Genomic DNA, 23,553 nt, shown 5'->3' on the forward strand with positions numbered 1-23,553 from the left:
GAATTGGTGTAATTCTGTTAGCACTGAGTAGCTTGAAACATCTGAAGTGTCTGCAGACATACACCTCATTTTCAGGCACAGGTGGAACTGTGACCGTCGAAAACAGGGACGTTTTCGTCGAGCGCCCAGGGATGGGTTCACAACAACTTCCTTGTTTAACGGCCAGCTCACCATCCCTGGCTCGCGCTCGAAAGCATGTTGCTGCGCAACTCTCGCCTTGTCACAGGATCGCCTGTGCATAAGCCTGCGGTAGGCAATGAGAAACATCCGTCGCCGGAGGCTCTGCCAATACTAATTAGTAACTTTTAGTTAGAAGCCATGATAGCCACTGTTCCAGCGGCGAATACTCGCCTTGTTATTCGATGCTTATGGTATGGGGTTCCCAGGAAACCGCTGGAATCATGAGTTTTCAAGCCACAATGACTCACGCTCAGTTGGCAATTGGGCAAACAAAAAGGGAGCCAAGAGGCTCCCTTTCGCATAAAGCACCAGAGTGATTAGTTCTGGATAACAGTGGCAACGTTGTAGTCGCCGCTTTGGGTTACGCTGATAGCGTTGCTGGTACCGGCCTGAGAACCGACAACCAGGTTTTCGTTACCGCTTTGGGTGATCATCAGGCTGTTACCTGTACCAACCACGGCGAAGGCGCCGCCGTCAACACCGCTCACCCAGTTGTTGTCACCGCTTTGAACGATTTGAGCCAGGTTGTCATCACCGAGGATCAGCAGGTCTACCAGGTTGAGGTCACCGCTTTGAGTGGTTTCGATATCGGTATTGTCATAGCCAACAACAGTGACCAGAGCTTCGTTGGCGCTGCCATCTTGCTCCATATCAACTTCGTTGTTCTCACCTTCCAGCTCGGCATAGGCAAAGTTCTCAGTGCCTTCCTGATGGATTTCGATCTGGTTGTCTTCGCCTGTGGTGAAGGCGACCAGTTCGTTGTAATCCCCCTGCGAAGTCAGGTCCATGCTGTTGTCAGTGCCATAGGCGGCGGCAGTAGCGAAGTTGGTGCTGCCATCCTGCTCCAGGTCGATGTTGTTGTCGTCACCCCAGATTTGGAATTCAACGCCGTTGGTGTCGCCTTCCTGCTGGATATCGACTACGTTGTCGCTACCTTGAATATCGGCAACCAGCAGATCGCCTACCGCGTTGCCATCACCTTTCTGGTAGATTTCAACGTCGTTGTCATCACCTGTGGTGAATTCGAGCACTGCGGTGTTGGCAGTGCCGGTTTGCATCATTTCGATGTTGTTTTCAGAGCCGGACAGGGCGTAAACAAAACCAGTGTTCAGAGCGCCAGCCTGATCGATTTCGATACTGTTGTTATCACCGGCAACGCCGCGAACGCCACCTATGTTGCTGTTGCCTTCCTGCAGTACGGTCACAGAGTTACCGTTGCCTACGTTGGGGCTGAAATCAACGGCTATCATGCCGGCTTCGTTGTTGTTACCGTTTTGGCTGATATAGCCGGAGTTGTCGTTGCCGTTGACACGGAATACTGCGAAGTTGGTGTCACCGTTTTGGTTTACTTCGGCACTGTTGTTGTCACCGATCAGCTCAACATTGGCTTCGTTGAAGAAACCGGATTGAGCGACAGTTGCTGTGTTGACGTTACCGTCTACATCGACGCTGGCCACGTGCCAGTCTTCATTCTGAGTCACTATAACTTTGTTTTCGTCGCCCTTGGAATCAACATAGGCTTCGTGCCAAACACCGTCTTGAACCACGGTGGCTTCCTGGGCAGAACCTTCCTGATTGATGACTGCCAGGTTCAGAATGCCGGTTTGCTCGGCATAGACTTCCTGACCTACAGTGCTGCGGCTCTGCTGGTTAACTGAGATTTCATTGACACTGCCGGCGAAGGCTTGGGCACTCATACCCAGACCCGTTGTGATAGCCAGTGCAATCAGTGACTTTTTAGCTTGAGATTTCATTAAACGCTCCCTGTGTTTTTAATACTGCGTGATGCTGATAGTGGCAGCATCGGCAATTTGTTGTATCGAAAAATTGGCGCTGCCAAGCTGGTTGAGTTGCACCAGATTGTCATTGCCTATTTGAGTGATGTTTGCCTTATTGGCGTCACCTACCTGCATCATTTCAACCTGGTTATTGACCCCGAGTTGTACTACTTGCGCCTGATTACCCAATCCGACTTGGGTGAGGACGGCGCCGTTGTCAATTCCGGCTTGAATTATGATGGCTTGGTTGAAACTGCCTTGTTGCATCAGGTCGACCAAGTTGTCACGTCCCTGAGTTTCCAGCAGTGTCTGGAGGGTGACTGGCAACTCCTGTAATGCATTCACCTGGCGCTCTGTCGCTGCTGTACCAAGACTGGTCAACAAAACGGTTGAACCAAACAGGATTTTTGCGAGTACCGACACCTAAGACTCCTTTTCGTACATATCCTTGATTGAACCAGAGTGGAACAAATCAGCAACAAAAGTTACGCGTATAGGATGGGTGCCGCAATTGGAGTTAAAGGCTATTTAGGCTTTAGTCGATATTGCTTTTTGTAATAATGGTGGTTTGACTTATTTTTGTTTTAAAACAATGCATTGTGTTTTGTTTTTGGCGGCTTATAAGATTATCTATACCTAACACGTCTAGTATCAAAGTCGTATTTTACCGTTTGCTACTATCGCTATCGTTTTCATTGCGGTAACAATCTATTTGCAATAAATAAACGCCGGATTTCACTCGCTGGTCACTGTTTGCCTGTCGTTTCAAGGAAGTGCCGCAGATGCAAGCCGTTCCGGATACCAAGGGATTATAAGGACTATAGGAAACCCGAATATGTTGAAAAAATTCTCGCCATTGGCAGTAGCTGTCGCTGGGGTTATGGCGCTTGGTAGCGCGCCTGCAATGGCTAAAAACGAGATCCGTTACGCCAAGGACTCTATCCTGGTGGTTTACAAGGATAATGCCACCAAGGAGGAGCGCATCGCGGCTCAGCGCCTGGTACGTGGTACTTTGCGTGATGCCAATGCCGATGGTATAGATGACAAATTTGCCCGCTTGCTTGATGGTCGTCTGGCCAAGCTGAATCTGCGTCAAGGAGCCGATATTGAGCAGGCGATCAAGATGATTTCCAGTCACCCGGCGGTTAAATATGCTGAACCCAACTACATTCTGCGGGCCATAGGCATGCCGGATGATCCCCGTTTCCCTGAGCTCTGGGGCATGCACAACACTGGGCAAACCGGTGGTGTGGCTGACGCCGATATTGATGCTCCCGAAGCCTGGGATGTCACCACAGGCAGCACGGATGTGATCATCGGAGTTATCGACACCGGGGTTGACTATAACCATCCGGACTTGCAGGCCAATATGTGGGTTAACCCGGGTGAAATTCCCGGTAACGGCATAGATGATGACGGCAACGGCGTGATTGATGATGTTCACGGTTTCAGCTCGGCCAACAACAATGGCGATCCCATGGACGGCAACGGCCATGGTACCCATGTATCCGGCACCATTGGCGCCAAGGGAAATAACGGCCTGGGTGTCGCCGGAGTCAACTGGGACGTGACTATTATTGGCTGTCAGTTTCTTACTCCTGCCGGTACAGGTTCTACCGCAGATGCCATCGCCTGTATCGACTATATGACAGATCTTAAGGTGAATCATGGTGTCGATATCAAGGCCACCAACAACTCCTGGGGTGGTGGTGGTTTCAGCCAGGCTCTGAAGGATTCCATTGAAACTGCCGGTGACGCCGGTATTCTGTTTCTGGCTGCGGCCGGTAACGACACCACAAATAATGATGCCAGCCCTCATTATCCGTCCAACTATGAATCGGACATAGTGATGTCTATCGCCAGTACCAATAGCTCGGATGATATCTCCTGGTTCTCCAACTGGGGTGCTACCAGTGTAGATATGGCCGCGCCAGGCAGTGCCATTCTGTCAACGGTTCCTGGTGGTGGCTACGAGAGCTATTCGGGCACCTCAATGGCGACACCTATGGTGAGTGGCGTCGCGGCTCTGGTATGGTCTATCAACCCGGATCTGACACCGCTTGAGATGAAAGCACTGTTGATGAATTCGGGTGATGCCAATGCGGCCATGACAGGTAAGAGTGTTGCCGGTACCCGTCTGAATGCGGCCAATGCACTCGATCAAGCTAATCCAAGCCCAAGTTATCGCTTTAGCGTGAGCCCGGCTGCCCGCACCATTGAAGCCGGTGAAAGCACCAGCTATGACTTTAGTGTCGGTAGTGTCGCCGGTTGGAATGGCAGTGTTGAGCTGAGTGTCAGTGTGGAACCCGCTCTGGAAGGGGTATCTTTGTCTGCTACCAATGTTGGTGCCGGTGACAGCTTTACCCTGAACGTCGCCAGCACAGCCGAGACTCAGTGGGGTGATTACGCCATCACGGTATCGGGTAATGACGGCAGTATTGAAAAGAGCAGTGTGGTGAGCCTGGAAATCATCCCTCAAGGGCTGAATGACTTCCCGTACAGCAATGATACCCCGGTGGCTATTGCCGATAACACCACAGTGACCAGCACCATTGAGATCGCCGATCCGCTGCAGATCTTCGGGGTCAACAGCAACGTCAACATCAGCCACACCTGGATTGGTGATTTGACTGTGACCCTGACTTCGCCATCCGGTACCGAAGTGGTGTTGCATAATCGTGAAGGCAGTAGCAATGATGATATCGTCAAGAGTTGGGATTTGAGTGACTTCAACGGTGAAATTGCCCAAGGAACCTGGACTCTGAGTGTGACTGACCATGCCGGTGGTGACAACGGCACCCTGAACAACTGGGGGATGGTGATCACTGCGTTGGGTGAAGCCGGTCCTTCAGCACCTAATGCCGGCTTTGACTATCAAGCCGAAGGTCTGAGCGTCAGCTTCAGCAACAGCAGCTCTGATATCAATGATGATATCACCGGCTACCACTGGGATTTCGGTGACGGCTCTGTTTCCAGCGAGGCAAACCCTCAACATGTGTATGCCCAGGCTGGTACCTACACAGTGACCCTGACAGCGACCGATGCCACCGAGCTCAGCGACAGTGTCAGCATGGAAGTGCAGGTATTTGCCCACAGCATCTCTGCCGATATCAGCCGCGCCCTCAAGTCCCGTCGTGGCAGCGCCATGGTCGATGTTAACTGGAATGGTGCCCTGGGTGATGAAGTGGCGATTTTCCGCGATGGTGAGCAGGTTGCGACCACCGCCAACGATGGTCAGTTTCGTGATCGCTTCAGCACTGAAGCCGAGAGCGTGACTTATCAGGTTTGTGAACTGGAAGCCGAGCTTTGCTCTGATCCTGTTGTTGCTCAATTCTGATAACCCAAATGGATGAAAGCGGCCAGCTGGCCGCTTTTTTTATAAACACATCGCGCAAAAATTAATTTTTGATGACAGGGGGAGATAACTTCAGAACTTCGCAATCATTTACGCAGGGGGGCGATTGCCCCATTGCTTTACCTTTCATTGAAGTTGCGTCGGTGCAAGCTTATCTGCTTGGTCGGGTTTACTTGGATGTTGGCGGCCAAGTACACTGATTTTCCTAATTGGAGTACTAAGGATAACAATAAGATGAGTATTTGGTTTCGCCCTATCACCCTGGAAGATTGTGCCAAACTGGATGTTGGTATGAGTGGCAAGGGCACCCTGATGCAGACCCTGGGGATCCGCATCACAGAGATAGGTGATGACTATATGGTAGCCAGCATGCCGGCGTCTCCGGCTATCCACAACCCACTTGGGATAGTCCATGGTGGTGCCAATGTGGCGCTGGCAGAGACGGTGGCCAGCTATGCCGCCAATTTTGCGGTGGACTTTGAAAACTACTATTGTGTCGGTCAGGAGATCAACGCCAATCACCTGCGGGCAGCCCGTAATGGAGAACTCAAGGCAACCGCCAGAGCGGTACATTTGGGCAAACGTAGCTCTGTCTGGGAAGTGCTTATTCATAATAGCGCCGGTGAGCTGACCTGTATCTCCCGTATGACCGCGGCCGTGATCAAGCGTTAGGGCCATATGCTAGCGCTGAGTTTGCGTAAAAGCATAGATTAAGGCCAATGTATCGCCTGTTTTTCAAGATTATTTCACTCGCATGGACAACGGGCCTAGTTGCAATTGGGTAGATTGCCAACAGGCCCAAAGCCAATTTTTTAGCTCCAGTATTCATTCTTGCTCCTGTTTGTAAGCGACTATCCTTATAGGCGAGGGGTTGGGAATTTGGCATTCAGGGGCGTCATGATTCGAAGACAGTTGCTGCTGTGAAATAGGGGAGCTTGGATGGATACAATCAATATATGGGAGTGGGTCGGATATCTGGCATCAGTAGTGGTGGCTATCTCTCTGATGATGTCCAATATCAAACGGTTGCGCTGGTGGAACCTGCTTGGAGCGGCACTGTTTGTTGCCTATGGTGTGGCCATTGCTGCTTATCCTGTGGCTTTGGTGAACTTCTTTATTGTGCTTATCGATGCCTATTACCTGGTTAAACTCTATCGCACACCAGCGCCTGAATTGCAGTCAAGTGATCAAATAAACGGCGAAAAATCAGATGATAAGTAAGGCTGGCAAACCACCGGCGCCCGAGTAATCTCATGGTGCCGGTTTCTATAAAGTTTGTTTCTTGCTTTCGTGACGATGTCAGCTTGTTCTGCTTCAGCCGTTTTTCATCTCGACTGGTAGTCACTGCTATCTCGGTTATCCATTTCTTTATCCTCCACTTATTAAGCCAGCCCCAAAGCAATCTATAAATGGAATTATGACAATCAGTTTTAATCGTTTTTAAAAAAATGGTCGTTTGACTAAGATGACCACATCGCCAATATGACTGCTCAAGGGAGCACCTATGGCCACCCTATATGATGTGATTGAAAACTGGTTAAACAAAACAAAGGACTAAGGAGCACGAGATGAGTCAGAAGCAATATATCACCAGCCAGAGCGGCGCCCCTATCGCAGACGATCAGAATTCCCTCTCCGCCGGAGAGCGTGGTCCTCTGTTGCTGCAGGACTGGCACCTGATTGAAAAGTTGGCCCACTTCAACCGCGAGCGGATCCCAGAGCGGGTTGTGCATGCCAAAGGCACGGGGGTTTATGGCACCTTCACAGTGACCAATGATATGAGTCAATACACTATAGCCGAACATTTCCAGGGTGTAGGCACCCAGACCGAGGCTTTTGTTCGCTTCTCGACCGTAGGCGGTGAGATGGGCAGCGCCGATGCCGAGCGCGATCCCCGTGGTTTTGGAGTGCGTTTTTACACCAAACGCGGTAATCACGACATTGTGGGCAATAACACCCCCACTTTTTTCCTGCGTGATGGCATCAAGTTTCCTGACTTTATCCACACTCAGAAGCGTAACCCGCACACCAACTTGAAAGATCCTCAGGCGATGTGGGACTTCTGGTCGCTCAACCCGGAGTCCTTGCATCAGGTGACGGTCTTGATGTCTGACCGGGGCATTCCGGCCAACTATCGGCAGATGCATGGCTTTGGCTCGCACACCTTCTCATTTTGGAATGCCAAGGGTGAGCGCTTCTGGGTCAAGTTCCACTTCAAGACTGAGCAGGGCATAGCCAACCTGACTGAAGAGCAGGCCGCCAAGGTGAAGGGAATCGATCCGGATCATGCCCAGCGCGACATGGTGGCGGCAATCCAGGATGGTAACTTCCCCCGTTGGAAGCTCAAGGTGCAGATAATGCCGGAAGCCGATGCCAATACGTACCATATCAATCCGTTTGATTTGACCAAGGTATGGCCACATAAGGACTACCCGCTGATTGAGGTTGGGGTACTGGAGCTCAATCGTCTGCCACAGAACTACTTCGCTGAAGTAGAGCAGGTGGCACTGGCGCCAAGTAACCTGGTTCCCGGTGTTGGCGCGTCGCCGGACAAGATGTTGCAGGCTCGCCTGTTTGCCTATGCCGATGCCCAGCGTTATCGGATAGGAGCCAACTATAACCAGTTGCCGGTGAACTGCCCCCATGCGACTCAGGCCAATCACCATCAACGTGCCGGTGCCATGGCCGGGGCTCAGTGCCCTTATCAAGGAAGCCAGACAGGTGGCGATGCGGCGGCAAACTATGGCCCCAACTCGCAGCCAAGCGGCCTGCAGGATGCCACAGAGTTCAAAGAGCCGCCGCTGCGCCTGGATGGTGAAGCTGACAGATACAGCCGTTATGGTCAGGATGACTACACTCAGGCTGGCAACCTTTACCGCTTGTTGCCGGAAGAAGAAAAGGCCAGGCTTATCAGCAATATCTGCGGTACTCTGAGCCAAGCGACTCAGGATGTGCAGCAGCGAATGATAGGTCACTTCAGTCAGGCCGATGCCGACTACGGCCGCCGGGTGCAAGAGATGCTGGCCAGCTGATAATTGCACGCCGGAAATAACAGGGGCAGCTTGAGCTGCCCCTTTTGCGCTGTCAGCGGTTGCCCTATTCCCACAACAGGGTGGCAATCCCCAATAGGGCAAACAGCAGGGCGCAACCTCTGTGGATCCAGGTCATGGGCAGCTTGTCGGCACTGAAATGGCCGGCCAGTACCACAGGAACATTCGCCAGCAGCATGCCGACAGTGGTGCCTGATACTACCATCAGCAGGCTATCGTATTTGGCTGACAGCACCACGGTTGCGACCTGGGTCTTGTCACCCATTTCGGCGATAAAGAACAGCAAACAGGTGGCCACGAAAGGGCCATAGCGGTAGAAGCGGCTTTCTTCGGCATCGACCTTATCGGGCACCAGCACCCAGAGGGCGATGACAAAGAAACTACCGGCAACAAGGTAACGGCCGACATCGGCGCTGAGCCAACCCATGGCCCATTGGCCCAGCCAGGCGGCGGCAAAATGGTTGAGCAGGGTGGCGATAAGGATCCCTGAGATGATTGCGGTCTTGTTTTTGAAACGGGCGGCCAACAATAGGGCCAACAGCTGAGTCTTGTCACCGATTTCGGCTACGGCGACAGTGAGAGTTGAGGCGATGAGAGCTTCCAAAATGGGCGTTCCTTCGGGGTGGCAAAATTCCAAGCACAGTCTACCGCCCACCCCTTTATAATTAGTGCGGTATACCGTACTCAGGTCTTGCCGGGCAAGCCTAAGCTTGCTGTAAGCACCATGGCATGAGGCCAAGTGTGTTGATACTTACCCCTGGGCGGGACCCAGGTTAGCTACTCCCCTAAGACAGAGGCGGCCATTATAACGATAAAGTTCGTTATGGCAACACTGCTCTGATTTCGATAAAAATGAGATTTCTTTATCTGGGAAAGAGGGGGGCTGTCGATTTTTTACGCCGCTGAAAGTCGAGAAAATGGTTTATGTTTCCGTTTGACAGCCCTGTATCAGGAATCAAGTCGAAGCATAGGGTAACTGGCTGATAGTCGCGCTTCCCTGCTTGCCCAAGGGCTGTGGCTCTGTTAATGTCCCGGTTAAGTTAATTTTTGAGAAAGAGCCTCAGTGTTGAGTTTGCATCTTTGCAGTCCCCAATTCCGCTGTCCACGATTTAGTTAGCCCCAGTGGCTTGGTGGCATACCTCTTCTGTTTGCTGAGCTGTTGGGGCCAATGAAACTCCGTAAGGCGGAATTTCATCTGCGGCCAAGACGTTACAGCTTGCCAGCTGCGCTGACAATTCGCCTTTCCCCTTGGGTAAATCTGACCTTAAAGATAACAAGACAAAAGAACAGGACGAATTTTAGTGAACTTTAAAATATTGGGCTCTGTAGCCATAGTCGCAGGTACAGCGATAGGCGCCGGTATGTTGGCCTTGCCATTGGCAACGGCTGCTCTGGGCTTACTGCCGGCCCTGCTATTGATGTTGGTCATTTGGGGCATTTCTGCCTACACCTCATTGTTGATGTTGGAAGTCAATCTGCGCTCCGGCGTGGGGGATAACCTGCATGCCATCACAGGTAAAGCCTTGGGTAAGACGGGGCAACTGATTCAAAGCGCCGCCTTTCTCAGCCTGCTGTTTGCCCTGACCGCTGCCTATCTGACCGGCGGCGCCGATCTCCTGGTGCTCAAGGCCAAGGCCTGGTTCGATATGACCCTGGATGGCCAGGACGCGGTACTCTTGTTTACCCTGGCTCTGGGCAGTTTTGCCGCCTTGGGAGTCGGTTGGGTCGATAAGCTCTCCCGCGGGCTGTTTTCCGCCATGATAGTCATGCTGGTGCTGGTGGTACTGTTTCTGTTGCCTGAGGTGAATATGAACACCTTACTGGAGCAGGCGCCGACCGATTCCTATGCCAATGTGTGGCTGGCCGCCGTGCCTGTGGTATTTACCTCTTTTGGTTTCCATGTCTGTATTGCTACTCTGGTGCGCTATCTCGATGGTGACACGGTTTCCCTGCGCAAGGTGCTGCTGATAGGCTCCGGCATTCCGCTGGCCTGTTATCTGCTTTGGCTGCTGGTAACCCTGGGTACCGTCGGCGGCGATACCATTCACGGCTTTGGCGGTTCACTGTCGAAACTCATCAGTGCCTTGCAGGCTATCAGCGAGCAGCCTTTGGTGAGCAAGTGCATTGGGCTGTTTGCCGACTTGGCGTTGATCACCTCGTTTCTTGGAGTGACCCTGAGCCTGTTTGACTTCAGCGCCGAGCTTATCCGCGCCAAGAGTAACTTTGTCGGCCGCTTGCAGACTTGGTTGCTGACCTTTATTCCGCCGCTGGCCTGCGCCCTGTATCTGCCGGAAGGTTTTTCAGCGCTGCTGGGGTTTGCCGCCGTGCCTTTAGTGGTGATCATCATCTTCCTGCCGATAGCCATAGCGCTGAAACAGCGGCGTGAGTCGCCGGAAGGCTACAAAGTTGCCGGTGGCAAGCCGGCGATGGCGCTGATGGCCCTCCTGGGGATAGGCATTATAGCTGCCCAGCTGTATGCGACGCTGGGGGCCTAAGCTAAGCCCTTTGTAAGGGAATTTTTCCGAGTCTGTAGCCGCTTGGTAGTCTGTGTTAAAGTCGGGACTTGTGCCCGGCTTTTTTGTTGCACAAAAACAACAAATTGAACTAATACCAGCGAATGGACTTACTAGAATGAAAAAATGGTTACTTGCAACGGCCATAGCCACCAGTTTTGGTGTACAGGCCGATGAGGGCATGTGGCAGCCCTACCAACTGCCGGCCATGGCCGATGAACTCAAGGCCAAAGGACTGGAAATAGACGCCAAGTCTATCTCCAAGCTGACCGAATTCCCGATGAACGCCGTGATAAGCCTGGGCGGCTGCACCGCGTCTTTCGTTTCGCCCAAGGGTCTGGTGGTAACCAACCATCACTGTGCCTACGGCTCCATCCAGTACAACTCCACCCCGGAGAAGAATCTGCTGCATGATGGCTTCCTGGCGAAAAACTTTGCCGAAGAATTGCCGGCAACTCCGGGCTCGCGGGTATATGTCACCGAAGAGGTCACCAATGTGACCGACAAGGTGAAGAAAGGCCTGGACAACAAGCAGGGCGACGCTTTCTACAAGGGCGTCGAGGCGGCCGAGAAGTCACTGGTGGCCCAGTGTGAAAAAGAAGATGGCTATCGCTGTCAGGTTTACAGCTTCCACGGTGGTCTCGAGTACTATTTGGTGAAGCAGCTGGAAATCCGTGATGTTCGCCTGGTGTATAACCCAGCGGCCAGCGTGGGTAAGTACGGCGGTGATGTCGACAACTGGATGTGGCCGCGCCACACGGGCGATTTCTCCTTCTACCGCGCCTATGTCAACAAAAATGGCAAGCCGGCCGATTTCTCCAAGGATAACGTACCTTATGAGCCCAAGAGCTTCCTCAAGGTGTCGGCCAAAGGGGTCAAGGAAGGGGACTTTGTGATGGTGGCCGGTTACCCGGGACGCACCAACAGATACCGCACCGGCAATGAAGTGGAAAACCAGTTTGAGTGGTCCTATCCACAAGGCAAGGAGCTGCGTGAGCGCTTTATCGAGATCATTAAAGAGACGGCCCCGGAAGGCAGTGACGAGCGCATCAAGTACGAGAGCCTGATCGCCGGTCTGGCCAACTATGCCAAGAACTTCACCTCAATGATCGAGTTCTACGGCAAGTCGACCATGCTGGAAGACAAGCGTGCCCTGGAAGCCAAGCTCAAGAGCTGGATCGATGCCGACAGCAGCCGCAAGGCCCAGTATGGCGAGGTGTTGGCACAGCTGGACAAGCTGGTCGCTCAAAGCCAGGCGGATCAGCAGCGTGATATTATCCTGGGCTATCTGGGGTATACCACCATGTTGCCAACGGCCCGCGAACTCTATCGTCTGGCCAATGAAAAGGCGCTGCCGGACATGGAACGCGAGCCGGGTTTCCAGGAGCGTGACATGATCCGCTTCAAGGCCGGTATGGAGCGTATCGATCGCCGTTATGCCGCCAGTGTCGACAAGGCGCTGGTGTTTGAGATGCTCAAGCGTTATGCGGCGCTGCCCAAGTCTGAGCGACTGCCGGCGCTGGACAAGTACTTCGGCATAGGCAACAAGCTCGATGAGGCCAAGCTGAAGAAGACTCTGGACAAGATGTACAAGAATACCAAGCTGGATAACAAAGATGTGCGTCTGGCCTGGATGGACAAGTCGGTTGCCGATTTCAAGGCCTCGAAAGATCCTATGATCCAGTTTGCCGTGGCCTTCTATGACACAGGTATGCAGCTGGAGCAGAAAAAGAAAGAGTTGGCCGGTGAGCTGATGAAGGTGCGTCCTCAGTACATGGAAGCCATCATTGCCTACAACCGTGAGCAGGGTAAACCTGTGTATGCCGATGCCAACTCCAGCCTGCGGGTGACGGTGGGTCATGTGAAGGGCTACTCACCCAAAGACGGTCTCTACGCCGTACCTTTCACTCGTCTGGAAGGCATAGTGCAGAAAGACACCGGGGTTGAGCCTTTCGATGCTCCCAAGAAAGAGCTGGAGCTTATCAAGGCCAAGCAATACGGTGACTTCTACTTCAAAGATATTGACTCGGTACCGGTCAACTTCCTCTCAACTCTGGATACCACAGGCGGTAACTCAGGCTCGCCAACCCTCAACGGCCGCGCTGAGCTGGTGGGACTGCTGTTTGACGGTGTTTATGAGAGCATCATAGGTGACTGGAACTACGACGATAACATCAACCGCTCCATTCAGGTGGACAGCCGTTACATGCTGTGGGTGATGAAGTATCTGGATAATGCAGATAACTTACTGCAAGAGATGGAAATCGTTAAGTAAGCTTCGCCATTAATCTGAATCCCCGCCAAGTTGCGGGGATTTTTTTAACTAGCGCTGGGGGGGGGAGAGTTGCAGGGCCTGATTCAACAGCTGGCATACCTCGGCGGCCGGGCGCTCAACCTTATCGGGCAAACATTGCGGTACCCCGCGGGCCTTGACCAATGATGATTAGGAAGTCTGCTGTCTTACGGTAGGGAAATGTTTCTTTGGGCCCCTTGCAGGGCCCAAAGCGCGCAGGCTTAGCCTTTGATACTGAAGCTGCCTTGCATCACGGCCCAGTGGCCAGGGAAGGAGCAGAAGAAGTTATAGCTTTCTTCCGGTGTCATGCCTTCGGTGCTAAAGCTGATGCTGACTGATTCGCCGCCACCAACCAGAGGTGTGTGGGCAATGACCCGTTCATCACCGGCTTTAACATAGGCGGCATCGGCGCCTGCTGCCATACCATCAGTGGCAATGCCCTGCATATCGGCGCTCTTGCTCAGAACCCAGTTGTGGCCCATGGCTGTCACAGGTAGGGTGCCGGAATGAGTCAATGTCAGTTCTACCGTCTTGCAACTGGCGGGAACGCTGAGTTCTTTGGTATCAAATTGCATCGCATCGTTGGCTGTGATGGTCAGGCTGCATTCGTTGGCGCTGGCAGTACTGCTGATAACGGCGCCGGCTCCCAATAGGGCAATACCCGCGAGTCTCTTGGTTAACTTATTCATTTTCAATTCCTTTTCTGGTTTTAGGGTCGATATTTCTCTCGACAGTACGAGAGCCCCGCAGGCTCCCGCCTGGGTTAATCATAACGGTATCTAGCTTAAATGAGAATTAATCTCAGAATTTTAACTATCAGCCGCGGCCGGAGCAGCTGACAGCTGTTTGGGTTGTGATAGACTGACAGTCGAATCAATATTTGCCACGGAGGCACTCATGAAAGGTCCTGGTTTTTGGTCATCTCTTGTTCTGGGTGGTGTATTGCTCACCAGCCCTTTGGCGTTGGCCGATGACAGCGCTCGCCGGGCCCAGGTGGAGCAACTGCTGCTGGAAATGCAGATGGACTCCATGATGGACACGGCTTATACCCAGATGGAACAGATGATTTTGAGCATGCAACAAGAGTTCAATATCAAGGAGAGTGAAAAGCCTTTATTTGAAGAGTTTGCCCGCAAGAGTACGCAGATCTTCAAGCAGGAGCTGGGCTGGGACCGTCTGAAGCAGCCATTGACAGATATTTATGTAAAGCACTACAGTGACAAGGAAATTGCCGATATGCTGGCGTTTTATGCCAGTGACACAGGGCGCTCCATGGTTGCCAAGATGCCGGCCGTGATGCAGGAGTCGATGATGATGACTCAATCGCTGAGCCAGGGACTGCTGCCCAAAATGGAGCAACTGCAGCAAGAGTTTACCAATAAGCTCAAGGCTCATAGAGAAGCCAATCCAGGCGAATAACTTGAGTGGCAGCCAGCATAAAAAACGGGAGTCTATGACTCCCGTTTTTGTGTTGTTAGTGGCTTGATTACAGCTCGCGGCGGTAGGGAATACCGCGCTGGGCGCCATGACGGGTCACGGCTATGGAGGCTGCCTTGTTGGCAAAATCCACAGCTTGCTCCATGACCAGCCCTTCACTTAAGGCCACCATCAGGGCACCGTTGAAAGTGTCTCCTGCGGCTACAGTATCAATCACCTTGACCGGATAGCTAGGCACCAGGCCCTCAAACTCTGGGTGACGCACGTAGGCACCGCGGCTGCCGAGGGTGATTACCACTGTACCAACCCCTTTGGCTTGCAGAGCGGCTGCCGCTCTGGCAGCGCCGGCCTCATCTTCGACCTCGATACCGGTAAGCGCTTCTGCCTCAGTTTCGTTGGGAGTGATGATATCCACCAAGGCCAGCATATCGTCTGCCAAGGGGCTTGCGGGAGCCGGGTTGAGTATGGTCACTGTGCCCTGTTGCTTAGCCAGTTGCAGTGCAGTTTTGACTGATTCCAGAGGCGTTTCCAGCTGTGCCAACAGATGGCTGGCGTCTTCGAACAGGTCTTGATGACAGTGGACATCGGCAGGTTCCAGGCTGGCGTTGGCACCCGCGGCCACTCCGATACAGTTTTCACCGTTATCACCGATGAAAATCATCGCACTGCCGGTCGCCATTGCCGGCATCTTCTTCAACCCCTGTGGGTGAATGCCATCGTCCAACCAACTCTTAATCATGGTATCGGCAATGGCGTCGTCCCCAAGATGGCAGATAAAGTCCACTCGGGTACCAGGCTGTGCCAGTCTGGCGGTGGCGACCGCTTGGTTGGCCCCTTTGCCGCCATGTTCCAACCGGTAGCTGCGGCTCATCAGTGTTTGCCCAGGCTCGGGCAGGTGACTGAATTCCATCACATGATCGGCGTTGGCACTGCCGATTATCACTAGTCTGCTCATATTTTAATCCTGATAGGCGTAGAGGCTATCAACCAGCAGATCCACAAAGCCTTCACGATCCAGATGCATCAGCACCTTGGCGTTTGCGGGTTTACCGGTCAGGTGGTAACGATCGACAACAGTCATCCCTACAGTCAGTTCGCTCTGGGTTTCGATGGCCACATGGCAGTCCAGGCCGATGAACAGCTCAGGCTTGAGCAGCCAGGCTATGGTGCAGGGGTCATGCAGTGGTGCGCCATCAAAGCCCCACTTGGGATCCTTGTGGTAGATAACAAAGAATTCCAGCAGATCGGCAACACACTTGGCAACCTTGTTGGGAATAGCGCGGAAACGGGCCACATCCTGTTCCATGATCTGCGCCTCATGGGTCACATCCAGCCCGGCCATGACGATGGGGATACCTGACTTGAACACCATGTCGGCCGCTTCCGGGTCAACAAAAATGTTGAATTCGGCGGCAGGAGTCCAGTTGCCGACACCGGCGGCGCCGCCCATCAGCACTATCTGTTCGATACGGGATTTGAGTTCGGGATAGGCACTCAGGAAAATCGCGATATTGGTTAATGGCCCGGTGGGCACCAGAGTCACCGGCTGGCTGCTTTGGCGGATTTTTTCGGCCATCAGTTCCCAGGCCATTACCGGCTGAGGTTCAAAGGCGGGATCCGGTAGTTCAGGACCATCGAGCCCGGATTCACCGTGAACATTGTCGGCAATGATCAGCTCCCTTGCCAAAGGCTTGGGGGCACCGCTGGCTACAGGTATATCGGTTCTGCCCAGTAGAGTAAGCACTCGCATGGCATTGTTGAGTGTTTTTTCCTGGGTTTGGTTACCGGCGCTGGTAGTCACGGCCAATAGTTCCAGTTCAGGGTTGGCCAGGGCCAGGATCAAGGCAATGGCATCATCATGGCCGGGATCGCAGTCGAGAATGATAGGGCGTTTCATGCTGTTACTCCTTTCGCAATTTGCCCGAGCATAGCATGACTCTGTGGCGTGCGCAGACCCCAATGGCAAACTGTGAAGTGTTCCTCAACTGATTGTTGAAATCTGCTACAATCCGCGGCCTTAAAGGATTGAATCAAAGGGGGCTCGGTGGGAAAGATACGGGCAATCTGGAAAGACCTGGCTTTTATCGGCTCTTTTGCGCTTGCCGGTGGACTGTTCTCGGCTCTTGGGCTCTTTTTTGTCAAGGACAGTGTTGAATCCTGGCAGGAAGTGAATATCCTGCTCGAGCGAGGTGTCGAGACCCAAGGTTATATCGCCCGGCGTGCTCAACAATATGTGCCCCCGGGGCGCTGGGGTGTCGGCCGTTATGAGTGGGATTGCCTGGTGCATTACCAGTTGCCTAACGGCGGTGAGCATTATATCTGGAATCCCCCAGGCCTGCTTTGCGACTCAAAAAGCGTCGGTGAGGCTGTGACCCTTTGGTATTTGCCTGAGGAACCTGGCATAGCGCGCACCGATATCCAGTACTATCGAGAGCAACAAAATACCTGGCACGAACTGTTGGGTATTCTATTGGCGTTGCCTATGTTGGCGCTAGGCGGTTGGACTCTGGCCAAAGCGGGTCAATGTTTACGCTTTTTCCTGGCCAGAGAGCGACTCTCTCCTCGGCTTGAGCCGTTGCTGGAGGCCGATAACCCCGACGAGTTACTGGCATTTCTTGAAGTCAACCGGGCCAGCCCGGCCAGTAGCTATTTGGGGCGGCAGGCCCTTGGCTATATTGCCGCCAGACCTGAATGGCAGACGCGTTTTCTTGCCTGGTTTGTCCCTGTGTGCCTCAAATGGGAGTCGCCAAATAAAAGAGAAGAGATCTGGGAAAGCTCAGTTCTCGGGCTTTCATTGCAATGGACTCTCGGTCGTCGTTACCCTGAGTTTACTCTGGCACTGCTCGATGGCATTCGCAGCCTGTTTACTGAGCATGAACTGGCGAAGATGGTCTTCTCCCAGCATCTGACCGAGCTGCAACGCAAACCTTGGAGCACTGAAATTCAGGGGCAATTCAATGCCTTGTTATTGGGGCGGCAAATGCCTTTGGGTGACAACGGATTTATCCACACCGAGGTGAGTCGCTTGGTATGTCTTGGCTGGCTTTTGAATAACCTGGAATCGCTGCCAGAGGTTTGGCGCGGCGCTACTGCAGCCTTGCTCAAGGCGCTCGCAGCGCAGCGGCCACTCAATCCTTTGAGCCGTAAACAGCGTAAAAAACAAGTGTCATACTGGCGCAATATTCTCACCAGTCTGGCATCCAAGTCTAACTCGGGGGCAATAGGTCGAAAGCGCCAGGCACAGCTGGATCAAATGGAAGCCGATATCCAGGCTCTGGCCGCCAGCCGCGGTTTTAAGCTGACCAGGTAAGATGAAAAAGCGTCGATGTGCTATCTATTGGCGATATCTGTAAACCAATGACGACTGACGGGGTGAGATATCTCTGATTCTGTGGCGAACGGAATGTAAATCTCTTTTCTGTCACTTTGCAGTTCATTCAGGTATGTTAAAATTGTTTGCTGTTTCAGGGAGTCAGAAACTCTGGTGAAACTTTGGTTGCCTTAAGCCATTCAATAATTGGTGCGGCGTTTTCGGATCTTGGATCTGTTATTGGGAGAAAACATGGAACATTTCATCGGAGCCATCAAAAAATACGCCGACTTTACCGGTCGAGCCCGACGGACAGAATACTGGATGTTTGTTCTGTTCTATATCATTTTCAGTATGGTTGTCAGTGCTATCGACTATGCTCTGGGTACCACAGTGCTGGGGCTGATTTATTCTTTGGGTCTGCTATTACCCTCTATTGCGATTGCGGCGCGTCGACTGCATGACACTGACCGCAGTGGTTGGTGGCAGCTGTTAGGGCTAATCCCTGTTATAGGTTGGATTGTACTGCTGGTCTTCTACTGCCAGGACAGCGAAGTGGGTGACAACCGTTTTGGCAGTAACCCCAAAGAGCTGGGTTAATAGCTAAGAGCATAAAAGGGGAGCCTCGGCTCCCTTTTTGTTTTTCAGGGTAAATCTGCGGCGGTCCGTCGTCGTCAAAATTAGACATTTATCCATATAGACGTCTATAATGCCCGCTCTCGGCCAGGCCGGGAATGACAGCACAGTATTTCAGTCAACCTCTCGTGGTGCCCCGGAATTAAAGACCGGGGATAATCGGGAAGCCGGTGAGAATCCGGCACTGCCCCCGCAACGGTAAATGGTGAGAGACAGGCGCGCCCAAGCGGCGTCATAAAAGCCGGTTCTTGCGCGGTCAACCGCATAGCCAAAGTCCGGAGACCGGCCCTGGAGGTATTTCGATGATTTCGGTGGGCAGATCTCGAAATGCGGCAGCCAAGGGGCTCTCCCTGCCGTGGCACTCTTGCCCCGTTTCCCTTTCAGGAGTCAAAGGAAAATGGGTTTCAAACTAAATCATCTCGCGCTGCTTTGCGGTGCATTTACCTCTGTTCCCGTCATGGCGAGCGTGACGCCCAAGGCTGTGGATGAACAGCTGGTGGTCATTGGCCGTCAGGATGACACGCCGCTCAATATTGCTGCCAATGTGGTGGTCATAGATGCCGCCGATATTCAGCAAAGTGGTGCCAGTAATCTGAGCGAGTTGCTGCGTGGCCGCAGTGGCATTCAAATATCCGACAATAACTCAGGGCCTGTGCTGGCGATGCGCGGTTTTTCGGCCAGTCAGGCGGTGAATAACACCCTGATACTGATTGATGGTCGCCGACTCAACAATATCGATATTGCCGCTCCCAGTCTGAGTGCCATTGCAGTCAATCAGATTGAAAGGGTGGAGATCCTATCCGGCAGTGCCGGGGTGCTTTATGGCGATCAGGCCGTCGGTGGGGTGATCAATATTATCACCAAGGCGCCCAATGCCAGCGGTGGCAACCTGACCCTATCAGGTGGCAGCTTCGATACCTACGAAGGCCGTGGCGATCTGTCCGGTGCCATCAATGACAACTGGCGTTACTATTTGGCTGCTGCTTATAACGAGAGTGACAACTACCGTAAAAACAATGCCAACGAAACCGGTTCGGTACTGGGGCGTCTGCAATATGATTCAGAGCTGACCAATTTCTTTGTCGAAGGCAGTTACTACGATAATAAGCGTCAGACCCCTGGTGCGTTGACCAAGGCACAGTTTGAGGTCGATCCTCGCCAGGCGACATCGACGCCGGGGGATTACAACCATGAGATGACTTCCGCCTGGCGTGCTCATATTCAGCGCCAGGTGCACGCCAACTGGGCTTTGGTTGCGGACCTTAACTACAGTGACACTCTAGTGTCCAGCGTCAGCTATGGCAGCCCAGGTCGGAATGAGCGCTCGTTGTTGGAATTCAACCCCAAGGCGCTTGGGCGTTATCAGACCCGCAATGGTGAGCTGAGCATAGTCATAGGTGCAGATATTCAACGGGGTGAAACCGAGTTCGATCTCAGTTATATGCAGCGCAGCAATACCCAAACCATGACCAGCACCTATCTACAGGCCAATGTGCCACTGACCAGCAGCCTGAGCTATGTGGTGGGTGGGCGCTATGCCAAGGTCAAGGATGAACTCAAGGATGGTAAAGTTTATCCCAATGGCATAGATCTGGATGAAGACGCTCACGCGCTCGAGTTGGGGCTCAACTATCGGCCGCTGGAAGGCCACAGATTTTATCTTCGCGGTGATGAGAGCTTCCGTTTCGCCAAGGTCGATGAGCAAGCTTATACGCCGCCAACGGTCGTCGGCCTCAAGCCGCAGACCGGCCGTTCCATTGAAGCCGGCTGGGATTGGACCTTGAGCAACCAGAGCCTGCGTCTGAACCTGTACCGGCTGTCGCTGGAAGATGAAATTGTCTTTGATCCCAGTGCCGATATGCCTATCGGCGGCGCTTTCCCCGGTGCCAACGTCAATGCCGATGCTTCCCGTCGTTATGGCGCCAGCCTCGACTGGGACTGGCAGCTCAATGAGATGCTGCAGTTGGGACTTGAGTACAACTATATCGATGCCGAATTTACTGAAGGCGCCAACAAAGGCAAATCTCTCTCCTGGGTGGCCGAGCATTCAGGGCGTGTCTACACCAGTGTGGACTTTGGTCAGCACTGGCAGCTATTTGTCGAGGGCCAGTATTTGGGTGACAGATATATGGAAGGTGACAATGGCAATCAGCACGATAAACTGGACAGCTACTGGCTGGGAAATATCGCCCTCAACTACAGCCGTGATGCCTGGCTTGCCAGCCTGAGGGTCGACAACCTGTTTGACAAGCAATATGCCAGCTCAGGTTATTTCAGTACCTTGGGCGATGGTTATTACTCAGGAAGCGGCCGGGCGCTGAGATTCAGCGTCAGCTATCGCTTCTGATAGCATAGAAAGCCGGGGTTTCCCGGCTTTTTTCTGCCCGTATTTCTATCGGTTGTAGTTTAGAACCTGGGCCTTTTCGAGCACCGACAAGGAGGCAAGAGTCGAAATATGAAAGCTGATTTTAGGTATGGTTTGAGAGGCGGGGTTATAGCCCTGTTGTCGCTGTTTTTGCTGGCGTGCTCAGAACCCAAGCTGGCTTATATCGGCAGTAATGGCAAACTGCTGGCCTTCGGTGACAGCCTGACCCAAGGCGTGGGTGCCAAGGCCGGGCATGATTATCCCAGCCGTCTGGCTGAGTTGTGCCGTTGTGAGGTGATCAACGCCGGGATTTCCGGTGAGCAATCGGCTGCCGGGCTTGAGCGTTTGCCGGCGCTGCTGGATGAAACCAAGCCGGATCTGCTTATTTTGCTTGAAGGCGGTAACGATATTCTCCGCGGTCGCAGCCAGGCGCAATTGACGCAAAACATTGAGACCATGTTACTTGAGGCCAAAGAGCGGCAAATTCCGGTAGTGCTGCTGGCTGTGCCGCAAAAGAGTCTGTTGCTGTCACCTCTGCCTTTATATGCCGAACTGGCCGACAAGCACGGTGCCATATTGCTGGAGGATACTCTATCTGAGCTTTTGCGTTCAAACGAGCTCAAGTCAGATAATGTACATCTTAATCAACAGGGTTATTTACGTTTGGCACAAATCATCTTCTCCAAGCTGCAGGAGGCGGGCGCTTTTTGATGCTACTTTTTTGATTCTATTTAGCAAAAACCGGGCTAATTATCGATTGAACTTGACCCTGGTGGGCGTTTTGTGGGTAAATTCTCTGCCATAATAAATGGCAATAGTGCCTTCATAATAAATAACAGCAGGTTTAAAGAATCACATGACAGATCTTGAGCAGCAGGTTTTTACTCAAGTGCGTGCCATTATTGCCAACGAAGAGCAGGTGATAGGGCGCCGCGGCATCCTGATCCCGCTTAAGAAGGCTATTATTGCCGATGGTGATATCCGCAATGTGATCGATATTGTCGCGACCGATCCCGCGCTGGCAGCCCATTTGCTGTGGCGCAGCAATAACGCGCTCTCACCTTCAGTCCAGCCCAACCGCAGCCTCAAGGATGCCTTGGTGCGCCTTGGACAGGTCAATATCTACCGTTATGCCTTTAGTTTCTATCTTAAGGAGCGGCTCGATGAATTGCCGCAGCCATATCGCAAGCTGGTACAAGGCTATTGGCGTTTGACCGAGTCAGTGGCGATCGAATCTGTGGACAGTTTGCATCAGATGCAAGGGGTACAGATAGACGCGGACGAAGTGCAGACTCTGGCACTATTCAGCGTATTCGGTCAGATAATAGCCCTGACAGCGTTTGCTTATCTCAACGCCGAAGCCGAGCAATGCTTTCCGCTGGGCATTATCAAGACATTAATAGATACCCAGCAGCAGACGCTGACGGTGGAAGCCTTTGAATCTCTGGGGTTGGATGATGAGCTGCAAAGCGAGTTTATGGTTGCTCATAACCTGAGACAGACCCGGGATCCCAATTCGCCCGGACTGGTACTGAGAAGGGTATTGTCCCAGCGCGGTCTGCTGCTGAATCCTCTCTAGATGCTTTGTGACTGCCGCCGCCTTTAAGGGACGGTGGCAGCCGCTCAGTCAGTGTCTGTCCTGACGCTGTAATCCCTCTTTGGCAATCAATTCCAGCAGCCTTTGCAGTTGCACTCTATTGCTGCTGTCGCGGCGGTAGGCACCGAACAGCGGCCGTTTCAGGCCTTCCTGCCCGAGTTTCACCGAGGTCAGGCTCAAGCCCTGGGCTTCGGTCAGTGACCAGCTGGGTAAGGCCGCTACCCCTTCTTTACAGGCGATGCGTTGCAGCAATACATTGGTGAGATCGCAGCGTTTTTGTGGGCCAGGCACTACCCCGGCCGGCTCAAGGAAGTGACGGAAAATATCCAGCCTTTCCAGCGGTACCGGATAACTGATAATCGCTTCCCCGGCCAACTGCTGCGGCAAAATATAACTGTTGCCTGCCAGCGGGTGATCTTTGGCCATCACCAGTCTCACCTCAAAATCAAACAGATGCTGGTAGGCAAGGGCATGGCCGGGTACAGGATCTGAGGTTAGCACTATATCCAGCTCACCGGTTTCCAGCGCATTAAGTGAGTCGAACAGGTGGCGGCTGGAGAGATCCAGATTGGCATCCGGATAAGACTGATGAAAGGCTTCCATCACAGGCATTAACCAGCGAAAGCAGCTGTGGCACTCAATACCCACCTTCAAGGGGCCGCAGTTTCCTGATAGGCCTCGCTTGAGTACAAATTCGGTTTCCTGTACCCGAGGTAATATCTCTTCTGCCAGGGTCAGCAGACGACTACCTTCAAGCGTGAAGGTCAGAGGTTTGCTTTTGCGGACAAATACCTGGGAGTTAATCCGGGTCTCCAGCTCTTTAATTTGGTGCGACAGTGCCGACTGGGTGACAAAACGTTTCTTCGCCGCGCCGGCCAGACTGCCACTTTCTTTCAGTGCTATCAGAGTACGAAGGTGTCTCAGTTCTATCATTTCCTCTCCACATGAATGCCGCTCATGTTGCCCTTGAATTCAATTCGGTTGCCTGTGCTGAGACTAGCACAATAAACTTCTAGACGTCCAGACGCCCATGTTTATT

General features: G+C 52.8%; 19 protein-coding genes and 2 riboswitches. Of the genes, 12 read left to right on the top strand and 7 right to left on the bottom strand.

Annotation, left to right across the window (positions count from 1 at the left end; genetic code table 11):
* Positions 1-497 precede the first annotated feature (497 nt).
* Both ACMHXH_RS10495 and ACMHXH_RS10500 read right to left on the bottom strand, forming a co-directional pair.
* Positions 498-1,934 (bottom strand): curlin, encoded by a 1,437-nt coding sequence (locus tag ACMHXH_RS10495; RefSeq protein ID WP_335912696.1) that lies wholly within the window; start codon positions 1,932-1,934, stop codon positions 498-500.
* A gap of 18 nt (positions 1,935-1,952) precedes the next feature.
* On the bottom strand, positions 1,953-2,381 hold the full coding sequence (locus ACMHXH_RS10500) for a curlin (protein WP_052248246.1): 429 nt from the start codon (positions 2,379-2,381) through the stop codon (positions 1,953-1,955).
* Between the two features lie 412 nt (positions 2,382-2,793).
* Here ACMHXH_RS10500 and ACMHXH_RS10505 point away from each other — a divergent pair, with 412 nt between their 5' ends.
* The 4 genes from ACMHXH_RS10505 to katB all read left to right on the top strand — a co-directional run bounded on the left by ACMHXH_RS10505 (position 2,794) and on the right by katB (position 8,345).
* The gene (locus ACMHXH_RS10505; RefSeq protein ID WP_335912694.1) at positions 2,794-5,295 is read left to right on the top strand and encodes a S8 family serine peptidase; all 2,502 of its coding nucleotides are present in this window, start codon (positions 2,794-2,796) and stop codon (positions 5,293-5,295) included.
* A gap of 252 nt (positions 5,296-5,547) precedes the next feature.
* The gene (locus tag ACMHXH_RS10510) at positions 5,548-5,985 is read left to right on the top strand and encodes a PaaI family thioesterase (RefSeq protein WP_039035581.1); all 438 of its coding nucleotides are present in this window, start codon (positions 5,548-5,550) and stop codon (positions 5,983-5,985) included.
* Between the two features lie 267 nt (positions 5,986-6,252).
* Positions 6,253-6,534 (top strand): YgjV family protein, encoded by a 282-nt coding sequence (locus ACMHXH_RS10515; protein ID WP_039035580.1) that lies wholly within the window; start codon positions 6,253-6,255, stop codon positions 6,532-6,534.
* Positions 6,535-6,881: 347 nt separating this feature from the next.
* Complete coding sequence (gene katB / locus ACMHXH_RS10520) at positions 6,882-8,345, top strand: catalase KatB (protein WP_144361616.1); 1,464 nt, start codon at positions 6,882-6,884, stop codon at positions 8,343-8,345.
* 64 nt (positions 8,346-8,409) lie between these two features.
* Here katB and ACMHXH_RS10525 read toward each other — a convergent pair whose 3' ends face one another.
* Positions 8,410-8,967: a TMEM165/GDT1 family protein gene (locus ACMHXH_RS10525; RefSeq protein WP_162206895.1), complete on the bottom strand. Its 558-nt coding sequence runs from the start codon at positions 8,965-8,967 to the stop codon at positions 8,410-8,412.
* A gap of 93 nt (positions 8,968-9,060) precedes the next feature.
* Positions 9,061-9,161: riboswitch (yybP-ykoY riboswitch) on the bottom strand.
* 503 nt (positions 9,162-9,664) lie between these two features.
* Here ACMHXH_RS10525 and ACMHXH_RS10530 point away from each other — a divergent pair.
* On the top strand, positions 9,665-10,858 hold the full coding sequence (locus tag ACMHXH_RS10530; RefSeq protein WP_071476926.1) for an aromatic amino acid transport family protein: 1,194 nt from the start codon (positions 9,665-9,667) through the stop codon (positions 10,856-10,858).
* A 136-nt stretch (positions 10,859-10,994) separates the two neighbouring features.
* Positions 10,995-13,151, top strand: coding sequence for a S46 family peptidase (locus ACMHXH_RS10535; protein WP_039035577.1), 2,157 nt, complete (start codon positions 10,995-10,997; stop codon positions 13,149-13,151).
* A gap of 239 nt (positions 13,152-13,390) precedes the next feature.
* On the opposite strand, the gene azu is transcribed toward ACMHXH_RS10535, so the two are convergent.
* Complete coding sequence (gene azu, locus ACMHXH_RS10540) at positions 13,391-13,858, bottom strand: azurin (RefSeq protein ID WP_335912691.1); 468 nt, start codon at positions 13,856-13,858, stop codon at positions 13,391-13,393.
* A 208-nt stretch (positions 13,859-14,066) separates the two neighbouring features.
* On the opposite strand from azu, the gene ACMHXH_RS10545 reads away from it, so the two are divergent.
* Positions 14,067-14,588 carry a DUF2059 domain-containing protein gene (locus ACMHXH_RS10545; RefSeq protein WP_144361612.1) on the top strand — a complete coding sequence of 174 codons (522 nt, stop codon included), beginning with the start codon at positions 14,067-14,069 and terminating at the stop codon, positions 14,586-14,588.
* Between the two features lie 67 nt (positions 14,589-14,655).
* Here the strand turns inward: ACMHXH_RS10545 and rbsK are convergent, their stop codons facing one another.
* Entirely contained in the window at positions 14,656-15,561 is a 906-nt protein-coding gene (rbsK, locus tag ACMHXH_RS10550; RefSeq protein WP_039035575.1) for a ribokinase, read from the bottom strand.
* A 3-nt stretch (positions 15,562-15,564) separates the two neighbouring features.
* Entirely contained in the window at positions 15,565-16,503 is a 939-nt protein-coding gene (gene rihA / locus ACMHXH_RS10555; RefSeq protein WP_039035574.1) for a pyrimidine-specific ribonucleoside hydrolase RihA, read from the bottom strand.
* Positions 16,504-16,650: 147 nt separating this feature from the next.
* On the opposite strand from rihA, the gene ACMHXH_RS10560 reads away from it, so the two are divergent.
* The 5 genes from ACMHXH_RS10560 to ACMHXH_RS10580 all read left to right on the top strand — a co-directional run bounded on the left by ACMHXH_RS10560 (position 16,651) and on the right by ACMHXH_RS10580 (position 22,496).
* Positions 16,651-17,916: a DUF3592 domain-containing protein gene (locus tag ACMHXH_RS10560; protein WP_335912689.1), complete on the top strand. Its 1,266-nt coding sequence runs from the start codon at positions 16,651-16,653 to the stop codon at positions 17,914-17,916.
* A 252-nt stretch (positions 17,917-18,168) separates the two neighbouring features.
* The gene (locus ACMHXH_RS10565; RefSeq protein ID WP_039035572.1) at positions 18,169-18,516 is read left to right on the top strand and encodes a DUF805 domain-containing protein; all 348 of its coding nucleotides are present in this window, start codon (positions 18,169-18,171) and stop codon (positions 18,514-18,516) included.
* A 148-nt stretch (positions 18,517-18,664) separates the two neighbouring features.
* Positions 18,665-18,858, top strand: a riboswitch (cobalamin riboswitch).
* Positions 18,859-18,949: 91 nt separating this feature from the next.
* Positions 18,950-20,899: a TonB-dependent receptor gene (locus tag ACMHXH_RS10570; protein WP_335912688.1), complete on the top strand. Its 1,950-nt coding sequence runs from the start codon at positions 18,950-18,952 to the stop codon at positions 20,897-20,899.
* A gap of 108 nt (positions 20,900-21,007) precedes the next feature.
* The gene (locus ACMHXH_RS10575; protein WP_071477368.1) at positions 21,008-21,628 is read left to right on the top strand and encodes a GDSL-type esterase/lipase family protein; all 621 of its coding nucleotides are present in this window, start codon (positions 21,008-21,010) and stop codon (positions 21,626-21,628) included.
* 145 nt (positions 21,629-21,773) lie between these two features.
* Positions 21,774-22,496 carry an HDOD domain-containing protein gene (locus ACMHXH_RS10580; protein WP_039035569.1) on the top strand — a complete coding sequence of 241 codons (723 nt, stop codon included), beginning with the start codon at positions 21,774-21,776 and terminating at the stop codon, positions 22,494-22,496.
* Between the two features lie 48 nt (positions 22,497-22,544).
* On the opposite strand, the gene ACMHXH_RS10585 is transcribed toward ACMHXH_RS10580, so the two are convergent.
* On the bottom strand, positions 22,545-23,447 hold the full coding sequence (locus ACMHXH_RS10585) for a LysR family transcriptional regulator (protein ID WP_039035568.1): 903 nt from the start codon (positions 23,445-23,447) through the stop codon (positions 22,545-22,547).
* Positions 23,448-23,553: the final 106 nt, after the last annotated feature.

It is taken from the genome of Shewanella sp. BJSY2023SW001, from assembly GCF_047314685.1.
Classification (GTDB): domain Bacteria; phylum Pseudomonadota; class Gammaproteobacteria; order Enterobacterales; family Shewanellaceae; genus Shewanella; species Shewanella indica.